This is a genomic window from Chthonomonas sp. (assembly GCA_016788115.1).
Classification (GTDB): domain Bacteria; phylum Armatimonadota; class Fimbriimonadia; order Fimbriimonadales; family Fimbriimonadaceae; genus UBA2391.
In genome coordinates this window covers 184,635-205,282 of the sequence record JAEURR010000005.1, presented here as the reverse complement: position 1 = coordinate 205,282, position 20,648 = coordinate 184,635, and the positions used below count along the sequence as shown (strand labels likewise).

Below are 20,648 nucleotides of genomic sequence, written 5' to 3'. Positions count from 1 at the left end.
ACTAGGCCTTCTCAGTGACCTTTTTGAGGTTGGCGAGGCCTTGCTCAAAGTCTTTGCCAACCATCTTGTCCATGTTCATGAGCATGTCGAACACCTTTGTCATCAGGCTCGCAGGCCCCTGCATGTGCCAGTTCACCTCGGTTCCGCCCCCCGTTGGGGTGAGTGTGAACGTCGTGATGTTCTTGGACGGGAACGGCTTGATGAAGCTCAGATCGATTTCGAGTCTCGAAGGTGGTTCGGACTTGAGGATTTCCATGCGACCTTCGCCCGCCCTCTTGTTGCCTGACCAAGCGTAGCTGGCACCGACCCCGGAGTCCGGACCGCCGTGCGTGCGAGTCATGTTTGGGTCAAGGTGTTCCCAGGGCGACCACTTGCCCCACTCGTGAAAGTCGTTCAAGAGTGCGAAGATGGTGTGCGGCTCCGCATGGATCGTCGCACGACGCTCGACGGTAAACGTGTCTGGGCGGCGCATTGCCGAGAACATCAACAGCGCGACGACGATGGCAACGACAACGGCAATGACTCCAACAACAAGCATGAGCACCCTCTTCGGTCTGGAATTGACCGATTGAACGCAATCTATCACAGTGCGCGATCGAATGTCAAAGAAAGAGCGACCGCCCCCTTGTCGAGGGACGGTCGCCCGGGATGCGTACTGTACTTAGCCTTTGGGTCGGCGTCGAAGCGCGAGGATCGACACTGCCAGACTAAGCGCCACAAAGCTCGCGGGTTCGGGGACGACGGTCGAGCATCGCTGATCGATCCACTTCTTATTGTCGTCCGTGATCCGAACGGCAAAGCCCTTGAATCCCCAATCAACGTCAAAACCTCCCACGAACGTGCGGCGCTCGAACGCATTGAAGACGCCGCGCAAGCTTCGGGTGAAGATCGTGTCGACTTTGGGTTGGTAGAGCGTGTCCGCGCCATCAAACAGGAGTGGCGAGCCGGAATCACCTGGCAATCCGGTTCCCTCGCCGGTCTTGGCAGCCGGATCGATGTTATCCAGCACCCACTCCAGGCCATCGTGAACGTAGCCTCCCGGAGCGGCGGTGTTGTTCGGCGCGAGGGTCATCCGATTATTCCAGAAGCGCTGCTTCTTGTCGTTGTGCGCGGGGTTGTTTGCGAAGTACTCATAGCCGGTGTCGATCGGTCCTCCGTTCTTAGTCAGATCTCCGGTGGTACCGAAGCCAGCAGAAGTGAAACTCAGATTTGCCCCGCCCCAGACATCCACGGAGTACCGCTGACCAGCCAGCAGGTCGTACTCGGTGTCGCGGAACCCCCAGTCGATTTCAAGAAGTGCAAGGTCCCACTTTCGCGCCCCGTTTCCTTGGGGACCGTCCTTGCCCTGACGGCCAATGACGGTCGCGTTGCGCGTCACCGGCGTGCCGATGCTGCCGTCCGGGTTTCGAGTCCCAATCTTGAGACCCCCGGCGATCCCGCCGCCCTGTGCCCCGGTCGTGCTGATGACGTGGTCCGCAGTCAAAACGCAAAGCTTGCCTTTAAGCCCGTTATCGTAAAGGAACCGACCGATCACCGATCCGGTGCCATAGCCGCCGTCTCCTCGCTCAATGCGGACGACGGGGCGGAAGTCGAAGGCGGATGTGACAATTTGATCCTTGGGCAGTCCGGCCAAGACCAGGGCCGGTGAGCAGGAAACCAATAGAGTGAGTGCTGTCCGTGATTTCATATGCGTTTCTCCCATAACAAAGCAAGGCAATACAGTAAATGTATCAGCAAACTTACTTTTCGCAGAAAAGTGTCACAATTTGTTTATCGCCTGGTCCAACTTCTGGTGAAAATACGGTGTGCTTGGCCCATGGTCAGACCGGCACCTTCAGTGCGCTGGTAGCATCTCACCTATGCGCACATGGGCGGTGTCCGGGGTCGGTTGTGGAGTGCTCCTTCTTGCACTGGTGGGATGCCGGAAAGCACCGGAGCCAGCGATCCGCACTTACAGCCCACCCGCCGAGCCGTTCGCGCCGAGCGCGAACAGCGGTAATGCGTACGATGGCTACGTTCTGGCCGGTCGAGCGGCTGCAGCGCTTCCGACCCGAATCACAAGCGCCTCGAATCCCGTAGGCAGGGCCCGCCAGGAGTTACTGTCTGCGCTGGGCCCAATGTTGTCGAAGGTCGCCACTTCGAGCAAGCTCCCCTGTAAGGTCAAATACGTCCCCACTAAGCCATTTTCGCTGAGTAGCGAGGCCCAAGGCTGGGCGCTCATCGGTCGGGCGCTGGCGTTGCAGATTCAGAGTGCGGTGCGCGAGAAGAACTATGGCCTCGCACTGGAGCACTACTCAGTCGCGATGAGGTTTGGGATGGATCTCACTGGTTCGGATGTGCTCGTGGCGGGTTTGGGCCTCACAATCGTCAACAATGCGCGCGCCGCACTTGCGTCAGGGCTGGATGGAATGGGTGCAGGTCAGCTGCAGCAGGTGGTGGCGACCACGAAGGGGGCCCTGGACAGGCGGCCCGCGTTTGAACTGTTATTGAAGAACGAAAGGGAATCGATGAACCAGTCGATCGACATGGTCCAAGCGGAGGTCGAACAGATTCGCAAGCTGAAGGACGACGAGCGGGAGAAGCGGCTGGAGGCATTCCAAGCGCGGCTCGGGTCGACAGGTCGCGAGGCGATGCTTCCGCTCACCAAGGTCTTTGACTCGCCCAATGAGCTTCGCTCAATCTTCGACGGGATGTCTCGGGAGGCGGATGCCCAGATCGAACTCGCAGCACAGCGAGCGACAAAGAGCACGGCGGATCGCGGCGAATGGCCGGAATCGGAGTCGCAAGGCAAACCCTGGGGCCGGCTGTCGAACATGTTCTTCGGCACCTTCGACGGCTACCAGCGCCTGGAGACTGCGACTCTCGCACGCTGCAGATTGCTTGCGGTTTACAGCTCGGCGTTGGCAATCGTCAAAGCGCAAAGAATTGCCCCAGCCCGGCTCGATGAGTGTCCGGAGTGGGCCCGAACCGATCCGTATTCGGGCAAACCGTTCATCTACTGGGCTTCGGGCAACGTGTTCAAGGTCTACTCAGTCGGCGCAGACTTGCAAGACGATGGCGGCAAGACAGACGATAGCTTCTCGATCCCGGACGTGACGCTCGAAGTCCCGGGCCAGTAAACACACAAGGCCCCGGAGAAGAATCTCCGAGGCCCTCATGTGGATTTCGTGCGGCGTTAAAGCGCCTTACGAGTGCTCGTAGTTACTTGGCAGCTTCGCCTTCAGCTGCTGGCTTAGCGGCATCTCCGCCCTCAGCAGCCTTGTCGCCGCCCGAGCAACCAGCGAGCACTCCGCCCATCACGCTCACGATCATCAGAAAAGTAAAGATCTTCTTCATAGTGTTGCAACACCTCCGGATTTGTTTTGTTTCCTACAGCTTCGCTGCAGGTGCAGGATGTCCCGCGAGCCGGGTTATACCCTAGTTCGCCCGAGGGTGGCCCGCGTTATCAGTGAAGACGTAAGTCATCGCCGATACGTTGCATCCCTTAAAAAAACCTTGTGCGCTCCCGAACCTCACCCTGAGCTTTAGGTTTTGCTATGCCGAGAACCTAGAGTGAAGCTTTATGGTTGAGTTCTTAACTCGCATCTTGGGTGGTGGCGCGCTGGTGGCGCTGAGTTTTCGCGGAATAGGCCTTCCGTTCGAGTGGGCCTGGCGCATCGGGGCGATCTACGCTTCCTTTGCGCTTGTCGTGGCTATCGCCCAGAAGCGTAGCCTCCGCGGACCCGGACTCTCGCTCCTCCTCGCGGGCATCGACGCAGGCTTGATTGCGCTTACCCTTGCCCGGCAAGACCTCCTGCTCCCATTTGGCTTTCTCGTTTTGATTCCGTGCGCACATGCGACTATTCGTCATCGAATTCACCCCGCCATGATGGCCCCCGTGTGCGCCGCACTTTTCTATGCCGCGACCCTCGTCGCCCGCACGCCGCTTGAGCCGCAACTCGCGATGCTCCAGTCGGGTGCGATCTTCCTGCTCGTGTTGATCGCCTGCCGTCCCGCCCCGGCGATCACCCAAGCCTCGGAGACCCCTGCCCTTGCGCCTGAGCCCATCACTGAATCGGCACCAACCCTAGACGAGGACCTTGCGCGCGCCTTGATCGATCTGCGCGAGAACTACCGCCGATTGCGCGATCACACCCAGACGCTGGAACGCAGAAGCCGCCGTGACCGCGTGAGTATGCAAGTCTTGGAGGCCGCCTTCGGAACCGGAGACCGCTTGCAGCAGCGCCTAACCGATAAGTTGCGCGAGATCACGGGTGCCAGCGGCGTCACGCTGTACACCGTTGCCCAGATGCGCGAAGTTCTGAGCGTCGTCGCGACGAGCGGCGACCAGCCCGATCGCGCACAGACCAGCGTTGTGCCCCTCACCGGAAATCTTAGCGAAGTCAGCCTACGCTCGCAAGTCGATTTGTGGCTGCGGTCGGTGAAGTCCCCCGCCATGCAGCTAATCTCCCGCAGCCTGGTTCTGAAAGATCGCGGTCGCATCCTGGGGGTCTTGTGCTTGCACGATTCGAACCCGAATCACCTCCAGCAGGCGTACGATCTTGCAGAAGAAGCGCTCCCGATTCTCAGCCGATTCGTTCGCGAAGAACTCGAGAGCGACGTTCTACGACGCCGATTGGCCGAAACGGAAACGCTCTATGCGATCGCCAGCATCACGACGGGATCGGACTCGACGGTTCACCTCGCTGCCCGTGTCGTGCGCGAGATGTGGACTACTCTGGGGCTAGACCACCTGGCGATCCATTTCCTCGATGACGGCGACTCGGTGTGCGCTGCCCGCGAAGGCGCGGCTGCCAGCCTGGTAGAAGCGATTCAGTTTGGAGATTCCCAAGGTATGCACGCTTGGCTTGAGGCGGGCGCGCCCGAAGTAGCGATGTTTGACACGACCGAGGACGATCAGATCGACCGCAAGATCGCCCTGCAGAAGCGCGTGGGTAGCTTTGCGCTCATCCCGATGCGCTGGAGCGAGGGCCCGATTGGATTTATCACCGCAGCGACCCATCGTTCGGGAGGCATCGACATTCCGCAATTGGAACGCCTGCGCATGATCGGTGCTGAATTGACCCAAGCGGTCGGACGTATCGAAGCCCGGTCCACCGCCGAAGGTCTTGTCACGCCACGCGAGTTCACCGAGCACATGAATGCCAAGCCCGACGGGTGCTTGGTTTACCTTGAACCGATTCGCAGGGAAGAGATCGTCGCCGAGTACGGTCCGCCTTCCTATGAGCACGCGACAACAGCGTTTGCCCGACGGTTGCGAGCGAGCCTGCCGCCGGGTGGGTTGCTGTGCCGCCGAGGCGAGGGCGACTACGTTGTATTCCTGCGCGATGTGGCCGAACCGTTTGCCCGAACATGGGCCAACGAAGCGACCGCGACCGCCGCAATGACCGCCGTCACGACCCCCGATGGACGCGCCCGAATTCCGCTGGCATTCAAGGCGAAGGTCAGTGTCCAAAAAGGGAATGAAAAATCACCCCCGCAAGAACGCCAGATTATTGCCATGAGCCCGTACGAAGAGGCTCAAACCTGAGAAATGTGCAATGGCAATCGCCACCGAAACCAGATACTCTGTGATGTCAGGGCTGGCCGGTGCGAACTGAGCCATTCATGGAGGAGAGCCCACAATGCGAAAAGCGAGAACCTATGGTGCGCAAGCACCTTTTGTTGATGCAATGAGTCGGATCCGAACGCTTCAGGATGAGATCACCGTGTGCGTTTCTGCACGGGAATGGACACAGGTCGTGCGCCTGGGCCGTCGCCTGCAGCGACTCGAACCCGGCAACCTCATCGCGCTTGAGGCCACGGCCCGCGCTCACTGGCACTTGGGGCAATACCCCCAGTCGCTGGAATGCCTGCGCCGACTCATCGCGCGCAACCCGCACGAACCAGGCTATTTGGGCCTCCAGGCCGCCTGCCACGAGCAACTCGGTCAGTTTGCTGCTGCTGGCGAATGCTTGCGGCGCGCCATTGGCGTCGAGACGCACGAACGCACTCGCGCAGACCTCCAAACAAGGTTGGACACGCTAGAGTGCGCGATTATCGCCACGATCGAGCAGAGCGCAGCTCAGCGCGAACTGCTCCTCGGGATGCGACCGCAATCGAGCCCGGGCCACGAGCGGCTCAGCTAACCGGCGAAGCGATTTCCCAAACGCTCTTGACTTCAGGAGCTGCACGCAGCGTGCTCACCACGGTGCAGTACTTCTCATCGCTGAGTTGAACTGCCCGCTCGACCGCAGCTGGGTCCAAGTTATCACCGGCGACGATGTGCCGCACCGTGATCGAGGTGTAGGGGCGGGGGTACGCGCCCTCGGGTGCACTGCGCTCGCCGTCAACCTCGACGCGGTACGAAGTCACCACCTGCTTCTTCTTCTCAAGGATCGATATAACGTCCATCGCGCTGCATGCAGCGATGCTGCTCAGCAGGGCTTCCAAAGGGGTCGGTCCGCGGTTGGCACCGCCGGCCTCGGGGTATGCGTCCATGACAAATCGATTGCCCGAAGGCGGGTTCGCTTCAAAGGCCATCTGGCCCTTCCATTCAACGTTAACCATCCCTTGTTTCTACTCCGCGGAGGGCACTTTCGGCTCGGGTTCAGAAGCGAATTTGGCTGCGGAGGGTGAGCATGCGGGTGCGTCCGGCAGGCTCTCGGAACCATTCGATGGCTGCCGTCAGGCGGGTGTTGGGATTCATGTCGTATGAGTAGCCCAACCCCATCGCACCGACCACATCGCGGCGCGTCAACGTGTTCGGGTCGAATTCCTCGAATCGTACGAACGCGCGCTGATTCGGGCGAGTTCGGTATGAAAGCAACGCATGCCAACCGTTCAGATTCGCCTTGTTGCGGCTCACGCTGGCCGAGTTGCTGCCGAGGTTGTTGCGGTCAGTACCGAACAGGTACTCGCCGCGGAGATCAATCTTTGAGTCCCAGACCCCGAGGGCCGATGCATCGACGAGTACGAATGACCGTCGAACGGCCGGAGCAATAATCTCCTTGCCGTTGGTGGCGGTGGTGCCGGTCGCGAATGCAGGACGGACGCCAGTGAACCCGCTCAGCCCCACCGAGAGCCCTCTGCCGTCGCTGTAGCGCACGCTTCCAATGACCGCTTGGCGACGTCCGGGACCACCCTGGGCGAGGTTGCGCTGCTCTGGATCGTACGTGGCGAGCGAATTCACCACCGCGCCGGTCACGGACAAGCGCTTGTCCACTGCGACGGTGCCAGAGACGCCGACCACAAACTCGGAATCGAAGAGCGTGCGGTTGATGGTCGATTGCTCAGGCATCTCGCGGTCCGCCGAAGAGCGCGGGATTTCGTAGCCCATCGGAGCGGCAAACTGCCCAAGCCGAAGCGTAAGAATCCCCCGCTGGTTTTCGATCGACGCTTCGCGGACCGTTCCCGTCACCGCACCGACGCCGGAAGCGAGCTCATACGAGAAGCGTCCGGTGGTCTGAGGATCGATCTGCACGCGTCCGCCAAGTCGAACACGGCGCAAGTGGAACGAGTTCTGCCGCGCGCTAGGGCGATCGCTATCACGGAACTGGAATTGGATGTATCCGTTCGGAGTCGTGATTGGGAATTTGGGGGCCGCGGGCTTGGGCTGCTGCGCAATCGTGGCTTCGAGCGCCCGAATCCGCGCGTTGACATCCTTCATCTGATCGACGAGCTCCTGCAAAAGCTTCATGCCCTCTTCGGTGCTCAGCACATCGCTTTTCTTGGTGAGATCGCCGAGCCGTGAGAGGATGTTGACGCTCTCGTCGCGCAAGCTCGCCAGCTGTTCGGCGGGATCCGGGGCAATAACTTCGCCCCAGGAAACATGGCATGAACACAGGGCAATCGCGAGAAGAGCAGCAAGTCGGGCGTGCATAAGAATGTTAAGAAGTATAACAGTTGGACATGGGTCCCCCTCTGAAACGCGTGTCGATTGCGAATCGTAAGGGCAGTATGATGACAAATCTGGTGAACGCCGAAGTATCGAGTCACGGCAAGGTCCTTGCTGCCGGCGCGTACCTGGTCAGCATCCCCGTACCGGTTTTTGGCCCACTGGTGGCGGCGATGGTGTTTCCCCGTGGGACGTACGAACGGCATCACGCGTGGCGTGCGTTGCGCGATGACTTGATTGTTTTCGGAATCACCGCGTTGGTGGCGCTTATCTTCATCGGCCACACCATCTGGACCCTGTGGAACGCCAGCCAGCAGGGGCTAGATTCCATCAACTGGTGGTCGGTCATCCTCAAGCCGGTTCTATGGTGGATTCTTGCCGCGATCTTTGGGCTCATCAACACGATCTCGTCGCTGCGGGCGGCGTACCTGGCGTACTTCCGCCCTAAGTGGACCGGTTAGTTATCCGCGACGAGCTTAGCGCGAAGCGCCTTCATCGCCGCCTCGGTGCGGCTGTTGACCTGAAGCGCCTTGAGAATATTGCTCACGTGGTTCTTCACCGTTTTCTCCGCGATGCAGAGTTGACTGGCGATTTCCTTGTTTCGGAGCCCTTTGGCAATCAGATCAAGGATCTCTGATTCGCGGTCGCTGAGGACGTACAGTTCGGTGTCGTCGGTGTCATCGTCCTCACGGACTCGCCGGAAATCGGCGAGCACTTGCGCGGCAATCTTCGGCGTGATCTTGGCCTCGCCGCGCTCGGCAAAGCGAATCGCATCCACTACATCGTTCGGCGTGGAGGTCTTCAGCAAGTAGCCTAACGCACCTGCGCGGATCGCGTCAAACACCGTGTCCGAGTCTTCTTGAACAGTCAGTACGACCACCCGGACATCCTTTTCTTGCTTAAGCAGGCGCCGGATCAGCTCGACCCCGTCCATCCGCGGCATGTTGATGTCCGTGAGCAGCACGTCGGGAGGATTCTGCAGGCACGTGTCGAGCGCCTCCTGACCATCCTTGCAGATCGCCACCAAATCGCATTCCGGCATCAGACTGAGGCACTTTTGCAGCGCATTACGGTACGCCGCCTCATCTTCTGCGACGACGATCTTGATGGGGCCACTCATAGACGCGAGTATACATGCGCTGGGTCGCCCATAATAGAGCCCGATGTCGGTGCTGGAAGTGAACGACCTGCGGGTCGCCATATCGCAGACGCAAATCCTGCGTGGGGTCAGCTTCGACCTGCAAGCAGGTCAGACCCTTGGGGTGGTTGGCGAATCAGGTTGCGGCAAATCGATGACGGGCCACGCCCTTATGGGCATGGTGCCAGCGCCGGGCGTGGTCACCGGATCGATCCGGCTTGCCGGGCGCGAGTTGATGAGTTTGCGCGAACGAGACTGGCAGCAGATCCGAGGATCAGAGATCGCGGTCGTGATGCAAGATCCATTCAGTAGCCTGAACCCCGTCATGCGCGTGGGGCACCAGATCGCCGAGGTCTACGAGCTTCACCGGGGAATGGGCCGCACCGAGGCCAGGAAGGCAGCCGTGACAATGCTTGAGCGCGTGGGGGTGCCGGAGCCCGAGAAGTCAGCGCGCAAGTTTCCCCACCAGATGTCCGGCGGCCAGCGCCAGCGTGTGGTGATCGCGTGCGCCTTCGCGTGCCAACCGAAGGTCCTGATTGCGGACGAACCGACCACCGCGCTCGACGTAAGCCTCCAGGCGCAGATTTTGCAGCTACTGAAGAGGTTGCAGGAGGAGAACGGTACCGCAGTGCTGCTCATCTCGCACGATATCGGAGTCATCGCCGAGGTGTCGCAGCGGATGGCGGTTTTCTACGCTGGACGCGTGGTCGAACAGGGAGTCACTGGTGAGGTTCTGACCAACCCAAGGCACCCCTACACCCGTGCGCTCCTGGCTTCCGTCCCCCGAGTTGGCGCGCATCGATTGGAATCGATTCCAGGTCAGCCACCCGCATTCAACGCCATGCCAATGGGATGCGCGTATGCGCCGCGATGTCCGCTAAGGGCTGAGCAGTGTGAGCAGGACCCCGCGCTCGAGTCAGATGGAAGTGGCCACCGCGTGGCTTGCTGGCGACCGAACGGTTAGTCCGGTTTGCGCTCAAAAACGGTGTCGACGATCTTGTCGATCCGGAAGCGGGTGTCGTCCAGGTTCTGGTGCAATTGCGCCATCAGCCCTAGCCCGAGCATCGTCGCAATGAACGTGTACGGCTCGGCGAGCGGTCCTTGGCTTAGCGTCGTGGCATAGCCCGCGAGGTTCTTCGTATCTGCGAACCGCTGGGTCCACACGTTGCTGAATCGGCGCAGTCGATCGCGCAGGACGTCGCTCGATTGGGCTGCAACGAATAGCGACGTCCAGACGCGAAAGAATCGGCTTGCGGGGCGGCAGTAGGCCTCGTACAAGGCAATCTCCGCCTCCATCTTCGAGATCGGATCGGATGCTCGCGCCAGGATTGCCTCACGGTCTTTGAGGAACCGCTCCTCGGCATAGTCCACGAGCGCCAGAAGCAAGTCGTTCCGAGTCGGGAAGTAGTAGTGCACGGTCGCATGGTTGATCCCGAGTTCCGACGCGACTGCCCGGGCGTGCAGCCCTTCGAGCCCATCACGCCCTACGATTTCGTAGGCGCATTTCAGTAGTTCGGTTCTTCGGTCCATAAGCGATTGTGCTCGGTTCAGCGGCCAGCGAAATCACTGGCGCTACTCATCTTGTTCCACGATTTTCTACCAGGATGAGGTCTATCTGCAAAAGTTCGTACAAAAATGCACATTGGCAAAGAGTGCGGCGTGACCCACGAGGAGTCACGCCGCATCGAGAGCCTCTTTGGAGCGTTAGCTGCCGGTCGCGCCGGACTTGGTCTCCTTCAGCTTTTTGTCGAAGTCGCCGTACAGAGCCTTGAGCGGGTCGTACTTGACGTCGATCTTTGCTTCCTTGAACTTGTTCAAGAGGGTCTTGTCGATTTCGCGAGCTTGCATACCCTTCTGGATGGCCAACTGGCGTCGAACGCTTTCCTTCTTGGTGTCGTCGATGGTCTCCTTCTTGGCTTCAGTCTTGTTGCGGACGTAGAACTTGACGAAACCGTCGTCCATGCGAATCCAATCGGTCTGGGTGCTGACCGCTGCCTTGACAATCGCGGCGCGGAACTGGACCGGCATGCGCTCAATGACGCGCTCCTGATACACATTGCTGCCGTCCGGGCTCTGATTCTGGCTGTACTGCGCCGCAACGGTGGCAAACGCCTGACCGCGAGCGAGCTCCTTCTCGACGACCGCCCTGCGGTCCTCATTGCGAGCGAAGATGTACAGCGTCTCAGCCATCGCTGGCGTGGTGAAAGCCTGGGGATTGTCCTTGATGTACTGGTCGATTTCTTCGGGCTTGACCGTGATGTTCTTCGTGAGCAAACGCTCCCGAGCCAAGTCGACCTTGAGGCGGACGCGAATATCGTCTACGGTGAGACCGATCCGGGTCATGTCGCTCATAAAGGTCGATCGAAGCTTCTTCTGGAACTCAATCTCCTTGATCAAATCGTCTTCGGTGGGCAGCACGCCCTCGTCCTTGGCCATTTGCAGAACGAGCTTCTGCTGGATCAAGTCCTGGAGCGACTGGAAGCCGACCGTGTCCGCGACCTGCGCGGCGGCGACCTGACCGTCACCGGTCACGACCCGCATCTGAGGCTTGTTCTCCATGTACCGCAAGTACTCGTCGAGAGAAATCTTCTCACCGTTTACGATGGCAAGGGTGTCGCCCTTCGAGGCAGCTGGGCCGCTCTTGCCGCAGCCTGTGAGGCCGACCGCGAGTGCCGCAAGGATGGGTAAATACTTTAAGGTTTTCACTTTCAAACTGTTTATCTCCGCAAGAATGCTGGCGTTAGGGTACCCCACGCAGGATTGACGAACCTACCGCGAGGGTTCAACACCGCGAAGGCAAGATTCGTGCCTGGCCCATTCAATCTTCGGTGAATCAGGCAGAAATGTCCAGGTGTCCGGGGGAAGCATCAGGCCCAAAGATGAGGTGGACCGCCGTCTCGGGTTCTTCGTCGGCGTGCAATTCCACCACATCCTGCGGGTCCTCCGGGGTGTGCTGCTGCGGATGGCGTCGTTGCTCTTCGCGCGCACGAATGACCAACCGATCGTGCGCTTGCTGATCAGACAGATGCGTGAGCGGACGTACAGGATCGATTTCGCCTATAGGGCACCACCGTTATGCGACCGGAGCGGCTCCCTGCTCGCGCATAAAGTTGCGCATGCGGGTCATCGCCTGGGTGTGCAGTTGATACACGCGCGATTCACTGACGCCGAGTACCTTGCCGATCTCTTTGAAGGTCAGCCCTTCAAAGTAATAAAGCGCGACGACAAGTCGTTCGCGCTCAGGAAGCCGATCGATGCCCGCCGACATAATCCGTCGGACTTCGCGTCCTTCGGTTTCGGCGGCCGTGCTCGCCCCCTGATCGACGATCATGTCCACGAAGTTGATGTTGTCGTCGCCATCGCCGGTCGAGAGTACGTCGTCGAGGCTGTAAACGTTGGTTCGGCCCAGGCGGACGAGGAGTTCGCTGACTTCTACGTCGCTGATGCCAAGGTTCTCGGCCAGCTCACGCTCCGTCGCCGGGCGTCCATTCTTGCTTTCGAGAGCCATCTGGGCGCGGTCGAGCGCCTTAAGCTTTTCTCGGATGGAACGTGGAACCCAGTCCTCGTCGCGTAACATTTCGAGAATTGCACCGCGAACAAGCGCGATGGCGTAGGTCTCGAACTTGACGTCGCGAGTAGGGTCAAACTGATCGACGCTCTTGATGAGCCCAATCACTCCAGCTCCGACCAAGTCTTCTCGGTCGAGGCCACCAGGGATCGAAGTGACCAATCGGCCAGCGGTGATCTTCACGAGGTAAGAGTAGTGGTTGATCAGCTCGACACGAGCATTCGGGTCTTTGTAGACCTTGAAATCAACCCAGGCACGCTTCAATTGTTCGGGCGAAAGAGCCATCCTTGTTCACCAACCTACGATGCTTTTGCTACCGGTTCGGTTATTTCATCCTGATCCGAGGGTTCCGGTTCCCCAGACTGTACCGCTTCCGCGTCCTCTGTTGCCAATTCAGATGCCTTCTGAACTCGTATTGTAAAGAAGACATACCATAGTTGGGTGAAAATCGAACCCACCCAGTAAGCAATGAGGCCTCGTGTCAGGCAGGTGATCGGGTCGACTTCGGCAAGCATGCTCGCGCCAAGTGCAATCAGAGCTAAGATTCCTCCGACAACTTTTGGCATACGAAATAACTTCCCCTCTAGAAGGCGACAGACCCCCTGTTAGGAATGCTATTGGACGATTCCACCCGAATGATTAGGCCAAACCTAAGAACTTTTCGAGAAATTTTAACCTAAGGGTTAGAAATCGACTTTCGCTTCGCGATTTCACCCTACAGAATGTCGATGCGCAAGCCATCGAAGGCTAACCGTATGGTGGGGGGCAACTCGTCCCGCTCGGTGATATCGTGATCGTAGTCGTGGCTCAGGTGGGTGAAGTAGGTCATCTTTGCCCCGAGTTGCTCGGCGACCTCGATGGCCCGTGCAAAGTGGAGATGGTTTGGGTGAGGGCGGCGCCGCACCGCGTCGATGACCAGAGTGTCCAGGTCGCAAAAGTGCGGCCAGACCTCCGCCGGGATCTCGCTCACGTCCGTGATGTAGCCGAAGCGGTTCACCTTCAGCGCGGCAACCTCCGTTGCGCCGTGCCGAACGCGGAAGCTCTGCACCTCCATTCCGCAAGTCTTTAGTACCGGGGGCAAGTCCATCAACTCGAAGCGCGGGACTTCGATGCCGGGCGGGAGTTCGGCGAAAGCATAGGCGAACACGCGACGGATATCCACCTGGTGCTCAGGGTAGGCATAGACGGGCATGTCGCGCCCCGTCTTCAGAACAAATGCGCGGAGGTCGTCCATGCCCATGATGTGGTCCGCATGCGTGTGCGTGATGATCACCGCGTCCACTTGGCTGACATCTTCGCGGAGAAGCTGCAACCGCATTTCAGGGCTGCAATCGACCAGCAGATTGCCCTCCGGACCCCGCAACAGCAGGCTGGAACGAGTGCGGTGATTCTTAGGCTTGGCGAGGAACTCCGCCGAGTACTCGACGCCGAGCGTCGGCACTCCATTGCTGGTTCCCGAACCGAGAATAACCGCCTCAACCATGTGGTTAGGACGGGTTTCGGTGCAAGAGATCGTAGGCGACCATTGCGCTGGGGATCTCGGTGTACTGGGCCACACGCTCGATGCACCGGGCGAAGTTACGCTCGTTTAGATCGTCTTCCACCGAGTGGGTTCTGAGCGCTTCTTTGAGCAATCGGATTGCCTCGTGGTAGAACTTGGAGCGGTTCTGGGGCAGCGACTTGTTGGGCATGCTCGCCCACTGCCGGCTGATCTGTTCGTAGATTCCTTCCCAGCTGCTCCGCGCCGCAACTTCGGCTTGCACACGCTGCAGAGCCGCCTCTTGCAGTCGCTTTGCCTCTTCGTCCTTTCGCTTGACGAGTTCCCAATCGTGCGAGCTGATCCCTTCGATGACGCGCAGGTGCACATTCTTCATCAGCACGTCGGCAAGCGACCGCTCGATGATCAACTTCGTGGACTGCATGCGCAGGTGACCGGCGAGATCACCGCTCTCGTGGGGGACTCCAATAACGAACTGGTCACCCTCGTACGCGACGGCAACGCTCTGGTTGAGCGCGGTCCAAAGACCCACACCCGTCACCCGATTCTTTACGTAGGGCATCACTTCCTGCCAAACGACTGCCGCATCCGCCATACCTTCCGATTATGACGCACCTTAGTTCAGCGGGTGGGGACCTTGCAGCGGTATCCTCTTCGGTTGATGCTGAACCTGGAACAGCAAAACGCTTTTGATGAAGCGCGGGCTCGGCTTGAGTCGGTAGCGGTTCACTTGGATCGACCGCGCCTGCAGAGTCAGATTGCGGAGTTGGAAGAGCAGTCCGCGAGCCCTACACTTTGGGACGATCCTTCTGCTGCCAACAAACTTCTTCGAAGACTGAGTTCTCTCAAGGGTCGCCTCACTCCTCTCGACAACCTGCTCAAGGCGGAGCAAGATGTGCGCGAGCTGTACGAAATGCTGCGCGCTGAGCCCTCAGAGGACATCGAGAAAGAGGCCGACCAAATGGCCCTTCAGTTGGTGAAGGACATCGACGCGTACGAGTTGCAGACGTTGCTCGGCGGCGAGTTTGACGACCGCAATGCACTCCTAGAAATCAACGCGGGAGCCGGAGGAAGCGAGGCGTGCGACTGGGCATCGATGCTCTACCGCATGTACCTGCGCTGGGCGGAACTCAAGAACTACAAGGTGGAATTGCTCAGCGAGACCCCGGGTGATGTGGTGGGTTACCGCGGAGTACAGATTTCGATCCAGGGTCCAAACGCCTATGGCTATCTAAAGGCCGAGAACGGGGTGCATCGACTGGTGCGCATCTCGCCGTTCGATGCCAATGCGCGACGACACACGTCGTTCGCCAAGGTCGAAGTACTTCCAGAAGTTGAAGAGAGTGAAGTCGACATCAACCCGGATGATCTCAAGGTTGAAACGTTGCGCGCGGGCGGTGCCGGTGGACAGCACGTCAACAAAACCGAATCGGCGATCCGCATCACCCACATCCCCACCGGAATCGTGGTGCAGTGCCAAAACGAACGGTCGCAGCACAAAAACCGAGCGTCCGCCATGTCGGTCCTCGCGGCGCGCTTGGCCGAAGTGCAGCGCGTTCAGTCAGCGGACAAGCTCAAGGAATTGAAGGGCGACGGGGGTCCAGCGGCGTGGGGTCGCCAGATCCGGAGCTATGTGATGCAGCCGTATACGATGGTCAAGGATCATCGAACGGGTCACGAGACCGGTAACACGATCGGAGTCATGGACGGCGACATCGATGGTTTCATCGAGGCGTTTCTCAAGCGCCCGCCGAGTGGCGACGAGTTCATCGAATAGGTCAACGGGACGTTCGCCGGAACTTGAATTGCCCTTAGGTTGTAAAGTGTCAAAGTATGCCGGTTGCCTCCATTCATAACCTCACCGTTCAGTACGGGCGATTCGTCGCTCTGAACCAGTTTTCCGTAGAGGTGCCGGAGGGCTGTGTTGGGCTCCTGGGACCCAACGGTGCGGGGAAGTCCACGCTCATCAAGACGCTTTTGGGGCTCGTGAAGCCCGCGGGAGGGACTGCCTCCGTTCTGGGGTTAGACATTGCCACGCATCCGGCCGATATCCGATCCGTCGTCGGCTACATGCCGGAGCAGGATTGCCACATTCCTGGCATGAGTGGAGTCGGATTCGTGGCTTACGCGGGCGAACTCTCTGGACTGAGCCCTTCCGAGGCGTTGCGCCGAGCCCACGAGGTGTTGGAGTACTCCGGCCTGGGGGAGGCTCGCTACCGACTGGTGGAGACCTACTCGACCGGCATGAAGCAAAGAGTTAAGCTCGCCCAAGCGTTGGTACACGGCCCAAAGCTTTTGCTGCTGGACGAACCCACCAACGGCCTCGACCCGAAGGGTCGCGACGAAATGCTCGATCTGATCATCGACATCACCCGCACCAAGGGGATGAACGTGATCGTCTCAAGTCACTTGCTCCCGGACATTGAACGGACATGCGAAAAGATCGTAGTCGTCCTGCGCGGCGAACTCCGGTCACAGGGCGCGATCAGCGACTTAACTTCGCTCGAAGGCTGGCCCGTGGACGTGGAGCTGCGCGAGTCGAACACGGCATTCCTGGATCTGGTGCGGCAGCGGTCAGGTCAAGTGATCCAGTCGGATGCCCATAGCACCCGGATCGTCGCCCCCGGAACCCCGGAGGAGGTGACTCGATTCCTGCTGCAGTGTGCGGCGGAGACCGGGTCACAGATCAGGAGCGTAAGGCTAGCGCACCGCTCACTTGAGGAAGTGTTCTTGGAGGTGCTTCGATGAGTTCACCGGTCTTTGATCTCAGCTATCGCAACGCGCTATCCAGCAAACTGCTGTCCCGCGGACCCTGGTGGGCGATCGCCCGGCAGATTCTCAAAGTCAACCTGAAGAAGCGGGGCCTTTGGGTGCTGACCGCATTCTCGGGCTGGTGGTATCTCATCCTGATCATCACCGTGTACGTGTTCGAGCAGATCGCGGTGCAGGGGCAAGGCAATGGAATCCATCGTGCGAACACGTTCTTCCAGCGCGTCCAATGGGGAGATCAAATGCTCCACGCCATGCAGTTCGGACAGATCTTCCTGCTGTTCATGGCGCTCATGTGCGGGGCGGGCAGCATCGCCAATGACAACCGCTCGAACGCCTTGCTCGTGTACCTGAGTAGACGATGCACGAAGGCCGATTACCTCTTCGGAAAGTGGCTCGGCATCTTCTTGTCCATTCTCATTGCGTACAGCGTTCCGCACCTATTCTTCTTGCTCTATGGGTCGCTGACCTATCTGGACTACGGGTTCATTTCCCGCGATCCGTGGGTCCCCCTGCGTCTGATCGCTGCGCTTCCGATCATCGCCGCGATCTATGCGAGTCTGGTTGTGGGGATCAGCAGCATGTTTAATCAGGGCCGCATCGCAGGTGCTGTGCTAGCAGCGACGTATTTCCTGTCGAACCTCTTCACCAAGGCCGTGCAGATGGTCTTGATGATGCAGATGTTCGGTCACGAGCCCGATCGTCCATCCCGTCGCCAGATGGCTCAGGACTTCGCCCCTGCCCAGGGCTTTGTGAACATGTTCCATCTGAGCATTGACGGGATCGTGAACGGCCTGGCCAAGCACGTGATGGGCTTCAAGGGCACCAACTACTCGCTCCTCCAGAATTCGGGACTCCCCGCGATCCACGCACCTACGTTAGGCATTTGGGTGGGGTTGGCCCTGGTCGTGGTCGTCGGGTCGTTGGGGATCGCCTGGAGACGGATCCGCGCGGTGGAGGTGGTCCAATGATCGAGTTCCAGAACGCGTCCCGTTGGTACGGCGAGGTCATCGGGATGAATGACATCACCTGCACGATCCCAGCGGGCGTGACGGCCCTGCTTGGCCAGAATGGGGCGGGCAAGTCGACGCTACTCAAGGTACTCACGGGCCAACTCCGACCCACAACCGGCAAGGTCCTCGTTAAGGGCATGGAGCCTTTTGCGAATCCGGAAGTGCACCGGATCATGGGCTACTGCCCGGAGATCGACAACTTCTACGAGGACATGACCGGCCGCGCGTTTGTGAACCACCTAGCACGGCTGCACGGCCTAAGTAAGGAAGTGGCCGAGAAGCGCACCGAGGAAAAGCTGATCATGGTCGGGATGGCCGAGCGTGCGGCAGGCAAGATTCGCGGGTACAGCAAAGGCATGCGGCAGCGGATCAAGCTCGCCCAGGCGATGCTGCACAACCCGGACATTATTCTCCTTGACGAGCCACTGAATGGGCTGGACCCCGTCGGTCGACGCGATCTGATGAACCTACTTGGTCAGCTCGGCAGCCAAGGCAAAGCGATCGTCGTCAGCAGCCATATCCTGTTCGAAGTCGAGCAGATGACTCGAAACATTCTGCTGCTGCACCGCGGCCGCCTGCTGGCGAGCGGCGACTTGCGCACGATTCGCGAACTCATCGATAAGTTTCCGCACCGCGTTTCCATCGAGACTGAAACGCCGAACGAGCTTGCCTCAGCTTTGGTACGACTTCCGTTTGTCACGAACCTGAGCTTTGAGCCAACCAACAAGTGTATCGAGATTCAAACCCGTGATCTGGACAAGTTCTTCACCGAATTGCAGCATGTGATTCTCGCGGGTGGGGTGCGCGTTACTGGGTTTACGAGCCCCGACAACAACCTGGAGTCGATCTACCAGTATCTGGTGGAGGCCTGAACATGATCGGATACATCTACAGTAGTTCCCTTCGATTGTTCACACGGCCTGGCCGGGTGATGACTTGGCTTGTCGTGGTGATGCTCCTTGCAGCTCTGAGCAGGTGGCTTCAGTCGGAGCTCACAGCAACCACCCCGGGCGAAACCTACGCTCAGCTGAGCAACCTGTTTTCGTACCGTGTCTTGGCGCTCGCGGGCGCCATCTTCTCGGCCGCTGTCACCAGCCAAGAAGTCGAGCAGAAGACCATCGTGTACTTGCTCACTCGCCCGGTCGCCCGGTGGAAGATGCTCACGGGAAGAATCCTTGCCGCCGCGACGATCACCTTCGTCATCGGCGCACTGTCTCTCATTCTCGTCAGCATCGTGATTCCCGGGGTCGGCCCGATGAGTTCGCTGGTACTACGAGACTTGGTGGCGTTTGCGGTCGGGGCATTGGCGTATGTAGTGCTGTTCGTGTTCGTTTCGCTGATCATCAACAAGTCGATGATCTTCTGCCTGCTCTTCGCCTTCGCGTGGGAGCTGGCGGTGCCGAGCATGCCCGGCTCGATCTACTTCCTCTCGATCACGACGTACCTGAACGGCATTGCTGGCCACGGTGATGGAGGCGTCATCCCCGCGCTCTTCGGCGGTTCGAATGTCCTCGGTGCGAGTCAGCAGATTGCGGTCTGGGTTGGCTGGACGGTCATGATTGGGCTCATCTCCGCGGTGGGCGGGCTGTCCCTGTGGTGGTTCAGCCGGTTCGAGTTCGTCCCGCGCGAAGATACCGAGTAGCGATTACTCGGCTGCGACCGGATAGCTGCCCAAGATTGTCGTTTCTAGCGCACAAAGCTTGAGGCTTTCGATTGCCATGTGGACGGTGCTGTCGCTGTGATGGCCCGCGCAGTCGCAATAGAAGATGTACTCAAACGTGGCGCGCTGCGCCGGGCGTGACTCGATCATCATCATGTTCACGCCGTGCGCCACAAACGCACCAAGCGATCGATACAACTCGCCGGGGCGGTTGCGTAGCGAGAACATGAGACTCGTCTTGTCGTTGCCAGTTTTGGCAGGTTCGTTATAGCCGATGACGATAAATCGGGTGCGATTGTGCGGGTTGTCTTCGATGTGCTCCACCAGAACAGGAATCTGGAACACCTCCGCCCCCAACTTGTTCGCGATCGCCGCGCCCTCTCGGTCCTCCATTGCGCGCTCGATGGCGCGCGTGGTGGGCATGCACTCCACAATTTCGGCGTGCGGGACGTTTCCGCGTAGCCAGCGCTTGCATTGGTTGGCCGGTTGGGGTCCGGCATAGACGCGCTTGACCGCGCTCAAATCGGGTGCAAAACTGCACAGGTGGTGGTGAATGTCCACGTTCGTCTCGGCGCAGATTTTCACATTCGTCTGCGGGAACATGTCGAGGGTCTCCGGCACCACGCCTGCGGTCGAGTTCTCAATCGGACAGACGCCGTAGTCGGCTTGTCCGTGCTCGACGGCGAGGAACACATCTTGGATCGACTCTTGCGGTACGTGGCTAGTACTGCTCCCGAACGTCTGCAGAGAGGCCATGTTTGAGAACGTGCCGGGCGGACCCCAGTAGGCGACGTCGAGCGGTTTCTCGGCGGCGCGGGCGGCACTGATGATCTCGCGGTAAATCGCCTGCAATTGCTGCGCATTGAGGGGACCAGGGTTGGACTCCTCCAGCTTCCGGAAGATCTGCCGCTCGCGCTCGGGGGTGAAGAACGGTGCGCGGTCTGCCCCCTTGACCCTGCCGACTTCTTGGGCCAGCTCCGCCCTCTGATTCAGCAGCCGAATGAGTTCTCCATCGAGCAAATCGATCTCAGTTCGGATCTCGTCAAGCTTGCGGAGCAGGTCGTCGGCCATAGGTTGAATTCTATTCTAACGGTCGAGTTTCTAACATGAACATTCTGTGCCGAGA

23 protein-coding genes are annotated in these 20,648 nt (G+C 59.4%); 10 read left to right on the top strand and 13 right to left on the bottom strand.

The genetic code is table 11. The features are described 5' to 3' along the window. Position 1: 1 nt before the first annotated feature. Positions 2–538 (bottom strand): SRPBCC family protein, encoded by a 537-nt coding sequence (locus JNM85_03580; protein ID MBL8087136.1) that lies wholly within the window; start codon positions 536–538, stop codon positions 2–4. 123 nt (positions 539–661) lie between these two features. Further along, complete coding sequence (locus JNM85_03575; protein ID MBL8087135.1) at positions 662–1,687, bottom strand: PEP-CTERM sorting domain-containing protein; 1,026 nt, start codon at positions 1,685–1,687, stop codon at positions 662–664. Between the two features lie 172 nt (positions 1,688–1,859). Here JNM85_03575 and JNM85_03570 point away from each other — a divergent pair, with 172 nt between their 5' ends. The 3 genes from JNM85_03570 (at position 1,860) to JNM85_03560 (ending at position 6,128) form a co-directional block, all read left to right on the top strand. After that, positions 1,860–3,119 (top strand): hypothetical protein, encoded by a 1,260-nt coding sequence (locus JNM85_03570; GenBank protein MBL8087134.1) that lies wholly within the window; start codon positions 1,860–1,862, stop codon positions 3,117–3,119. Positions 3,120–3,562: 443 nt separating this feature from the next. After that, positions 3,563–5,530, top strand: a complete 1,968-nt coding sequence (locus JNM85_03565) for a hypothetical protein (protein MBL8087133.1) — start codon at positions 3,563–3,565, stop codon at positions 5,528–5,530. A gap of 94 nt (positions 5,531–5,624) precedes the next feature. Continuing rightward, entirely contained in the window at positions 5,625–6,128 is a 504-nt protein-coding gene (locus JNM85_03560; GenBank protein ID MBL8087132.1) for a hypothetical protein, read from the top strand. On the opposite strand, the gene JNM85_03555 is transcribed toward JNM85_03560, so the two are convergent. After that, positions 6,121–6,549: an OsmC family protein gene (locus JNM85_03555; protein ID MBL8087131.1), complete on the bottom strand. Its 429-nt coding sequence runs from the start codon at positions 6,547–6,549 to the stop codon at positions 6,121–6,123. The two genes, JNM85_03560 and JNM85_03555, sit on opposite strands and share 8 nt — an antisense overlap. A gap of 40 nt (positions 6,550–6,589) precedes the next feature. Continuing rightward, a complete protein-coding gene (locus tag JNM85_03550) occupies positions 6,590–7,861 on the bottom strand; it encodes a hypothetical protein (GenBank protein MBL8087130.1) in 1,272 nt (423 codons plus the stop codon). Positions 7,862–7,938: 77 nt separating this feature from the next. Here JNM85_03550 and JNM85_03545 point away from each other — a divergent pair, with 77 nt between their 5' ends. Then, positions 7,939–8,337, top strand: coding sequence for a hypothetical protein (locus JNM85_03545; GenBank protein MBL8087129.1), 399 nt, complete (start codon positions 7,939–7,941; stop codon positions 8,335–8,337). Here JNM85_03545 and JNM85_03540 read toward each other — a convergent pair. Then, entirely contained in the window at positions 8,334–8,996 is a 663-nt protein-coding gene (locus tag JNM85_03540; protein MBL8087128.1) for a response regulator transcription factor, read from the bottom strand. The genes JNM85_03545 and JNM85_03540 overlap by 4 nt on opposite strands. 43 nt (positions 8,997–9,039) lie before the next feature. On the opposite strand from JNM85_03540, the gene JNM85_03535 reads away from it, so the two are divergent. After that, entirely contained in the window at positions 9,040–9,978 is a 939-nt protein-coding gene (locus JNM85_03535) for an ABC transporter ATP-binding protein (protein ID MBL8087127.1), read from the top strand. On the opposite strand, the gene JNM85_03530 is transcribed toward JNM85_03535, so the two are convergent. The 7 genes from JNM85_03530 to JNM85_03500 form a co-directional block, all read right to left on the bottom strand. After that, positions 9,975–10,544, bottom strand: a complete 570-nt coding sequence (locus JNM85_03530) for a TetR/AcrR family transcriptional regulator (protein ID MBL8087126.1) — start codon at positions 10,542–10,544, stop codon at positions 9,975–9,977. The two genes, JNM85_03535 and JNM85_03530, sit on opposite strands and share 4 nt — an antisense overlap. 174 nt (positions 10,545–10,718) lie before the next feature. Further along, positions 10,719–11,726, bottom strand: a complete 1,008-nt coding sequence (locus JNM85_03525; GenBank protein ID MBL8087125.1) for a SurA N-terminal domain-containing protein — start codon at positions 11,724–11,726, stop codon at positions 10,719–10,721. A gap of 121 nt (positions 11,727–11,847) precedes the next feature. After that, complete coding sequence (locus JNM85_03520) at positions 11,848–12,012, bottom strand: hypothetical protein (protein ID MBL8087124.1); 165 nt, start codon at positions 12,010–12,012, stop codon at positions 11,848–11,850. Between the two features lie 75 nt (positions 12,013–12,087). Continuing rightward, complete coding sequence (locus JNM85_03515) at positions 12,088–12,867, bottom strand: FliA/WhiG family RNA polymerase sigma factor (protein ID MBL8087123.1); 780 nt, start codon at positions 12,865–12,867, stop codon at positions 12,088–12,090. A 14-nt stretch (positions 12,868–12,881) separates the two neighbouring features. After that, positions 12,882–13,148 (bottom strand): hypothetical protein, encoded by a 267-nt coding sequence (locus JNM85_03510; protein MBL8087122.1) that lies wholly within the window; start codon positions 13,146–13,148, stop codon positions 12,882–12,884. A 149-nt stretch (positions 13,149–13,297) separates the two neighbouring features. Continuing rightward, the gene (locus JNM85_03505; protein ID MBL8087121.1) at positions 13,298–14,065 is read right to left on the bottom strand and encodes an MBL fold metallo-hydrolase; all 768 of its coding nucleotides are present in this window, start codon (positions 14,063–14,065) and stop codon (positions 13,298–13,300) included. Between the two features lie 4 nt (positions 14,066–14,069). Next, positions 14,070–14,675, bottom strand: a complete 606-nt coding sequence (locus JNM85_03500) for a hypothetical protein (protein MBL8087120.1) — start codon at positions 14,673–14,675, stop codon at positions 14,070–14,072. Positions 14,676–14,741: 66 nt separating this feature from the next. Between JNM85_03500 and prfB the strand changes: the two genes are divergently transcribed. From prfB to JNM85_03475, 5 genes are read left to right on the top strand one after another with little or no spacing between them, the layout of a single operon-like run. After that, entirely contained in the window at positions 14,742–15,857 is a 1,116-nt protein-coding gene (gene prfB / locus JNM85_03495) for a peptide chain release factor 2 (GenBank protein MBL8087119.1), read from the top strand. A gap of 56 nt (positions 15,858–15,913) precedes the next feature. Then, on the top strand, positions 15,914–16,828 hold the full coding sequence (locus JNM85_03490; protein ID MBL8087118.1) for an ABC transporter ATP-binding protein: 915 nt from the start codon (positions 15,914–15,916) through the stop codon (positions 16,826–16,828). Beyond that, positions 16,825–17,820 (top strand): ABC transporter permease subunit, encoded by a 996-nt coding sequence (locus JNM85_03485; protein ID MBL8087117.1) that lies wholly within the window; start codon positions 16,825–16,827, stop codon positions 17,818–17,820. The genes JNM85_03490 and JNM85_03485 overlap by 4 nt, the downstream gene beginning before the upstream one ends. Further along, positions 17,817–18,734 carry an ABC transporter ATP-binding protein gene (locus tag JNM85_03480; GenBank protein MBL8087116.1) on the top strand — a complete coding sequence of 306 codons (918 nt, stop codon included), beginning with the start codon at positions 17,817–17,819 and terminating at the stop codon, positions 18,732–18,734. Before JNM85_03485 ends, JNM85_03480 begins: the two co-directional genes overlap by 4 nt. Positions 18,735–18,736: 2 nt before the next feature. Beyond that, positions 18,737–19,504 carry an ABC transporter permease subunit gene (locus JNM85_03475; protein ID MBL8087115.1) on the top strand — a complete coding sequence of 256 codons (768 nt, stop codon included), beginning with the start codon at positions 18,737–18,739 and terminating at the stop codon, positions 19,502–19,504. 3 nt (positions 19,505–19,507) lie between these two features. Here JNM85_03475 and pheA read toward each other — a convergent pair whose 3' ends face one another. Next, positions 19,508–20,593: a prephenate dehydratase gene (gene pheA, locus JNM85_03470; protein MBL8087114.1), complete on the bottom strand. Its 1,086-nt coding sequence runs from the start codon at positions 20,591–20,593 to the stop codon at positions 19,508–19,510. Positions 20,594–20,648: the final 55 nt, after the last annotated feature.

Excerpts from the sequence above, each read along its gene's own strand:
- JNM85_03580 (MBL8087136.1), bottom strand. The coding sequence starts at position 538 with ATGCTTGTTGTTGGAGTCATTGCCGTTGTCGTTGCCATCGTCGTCGCG.
- JNM85_03575 (MBL8087135.1), bottom strand. The coding sequence starts at position 1,687 with ATGAAATCACGGACAGCACTCACTCTATTGGTTTCCTGCTCACCGGCC.
- JNM85_03570 (MBL8087134.1), top strand. The coding sequence starts at position 1,860 with ATGCGCACATGGGCGGTGTCCGGGGTCGGTTGTGGAGTGCTCCTTCTT.
- JNM85_03565 (MBL8087133.1), top strand. The coding sequence starts at position 3,563 with ATGGTTGAGTTCTTAACTCGCATCTTGGGTGGTGGCGCGCTGGTGGCG.
- JNM85_03560 (MBL8087132.1), top strand. The coding sequence starts at position 5,625 with ATGCGAAAAGCGAGAACCTATGGTGCGCAAGCACCTTTTGTTGATGCA.
- JNM85_03555 (MBL8087131.1), bottom strand. The coding sequence starts at position 6,549 with ATGGTTAACGTTGAATGGAAGGGCCAGATGGCCTTTGAAGCGAACCCG.
- JNM85_03550 (MBL8087130.1), bottom strand. The coding sequence starts at position 7,861 with ATGCACGCCCGACTTGCTGCTCTTCTCGCGATTGCCCTGTGTTCATGC.
- JNM85_03545 (MBL8087129.1), top strand. The coding sequence starts at position 7,939 with ATGATGACAAATCTGGTGAACGCCGAAGTATCGAGTCACGGCAAGGTC.
- JNM85_03540 (MBL8087128.1), bottom strand. The coding sequence starts at position 8,996 with ATGAGTGGCCCCATCAAGATCGTCGTCGCAGAAGATGAGGCGGCGTAC.
- JNM85_03535 (MBL8087127.1), top strand. The coding sequence starts at position 9,040 with ATGTCGGTGCTGGAAGTGAACGACCTGCGGGTCGCCATATCGCAGACG.
- JNM85_03530 (MBL8087126.1), bottom strand. The coding sequence starts at position 10,544 with ATGGACCGAAGAACCGAACTACTGAAATGCGCCTACGAAATCGTAGGG.
- JNM85_03515 (MBL8087123.1), bottom strand. The coding sequence starts at position 12,867 with ATGGCTCTTTCGCCCGAACAATTGAAGCGTGCCTGGGTTGATTTCAAG.
- JNM85_03510 (MBL8087122.1), bottom strand. The coding sequence starts at position 13,148 with ATGCCAAAAGTTGTCGGAGGAATCTTAGCTCTGATTGCACTTGGCGCG.
- JNM85_03505 (MBL8087121.1), bottom strand. The coding sequence starts at position 14,065 with ATGGTTGAGGCGGTTATTCTCGGTTCGGGAACCAGCAATGGAGTGCCG.
- JNM85_03500 (MBL8087120.1), bottom strand. The coding sequence starts at position 14,675 with ATGGCGGATGCGGCAGTCGTTTGGCAGGAAGTGATGCCCTACGTAAAG.
- prfB (MBL8087119.1), top strand. The coding sequence starts at position 14,742 with ATGCTGAACCTGGAACAGCAAAACGCTTTTGATGAAGCGCGGGCTCGG.
- JNM85_03490 (MBL8087118.1), top strand. The coding sequence starts at position 15,914 with ATGCCGGTTGCCTCCATTCATAACCTCACCGTTCAGTACGGGCGATTC.
- JNM85_03485 (MBL8087117.1), top strand. The coding sequence starts at position 16,825 with ATGAGTTCACCGGTCTTTGATCTCAGCTATCGCAACGCGCTATCCAGC.
- JNM85_03480 (MBL8087116.1), top strand. The coding sequence starts at position 17,817 with ATGATCGAGTTCCAGAACGCGTCCCGTTGGTACGGCGAGGTCATCGGG.
- JNM85_03475 (MBL8087115.1), top strand. The coding sequence starts at position 18,737 with ATGATCGGATACATCTACAGTAGTTCCCTTCGATTGTTCACACGGCCT.
- pheA (MBL8087114.1), bottom strand. The coding sequence starts at position 20,593 with ATGGCCGACGACCTGCTCCGCAAGCTTGACGAGATCCGAACTGAGATC.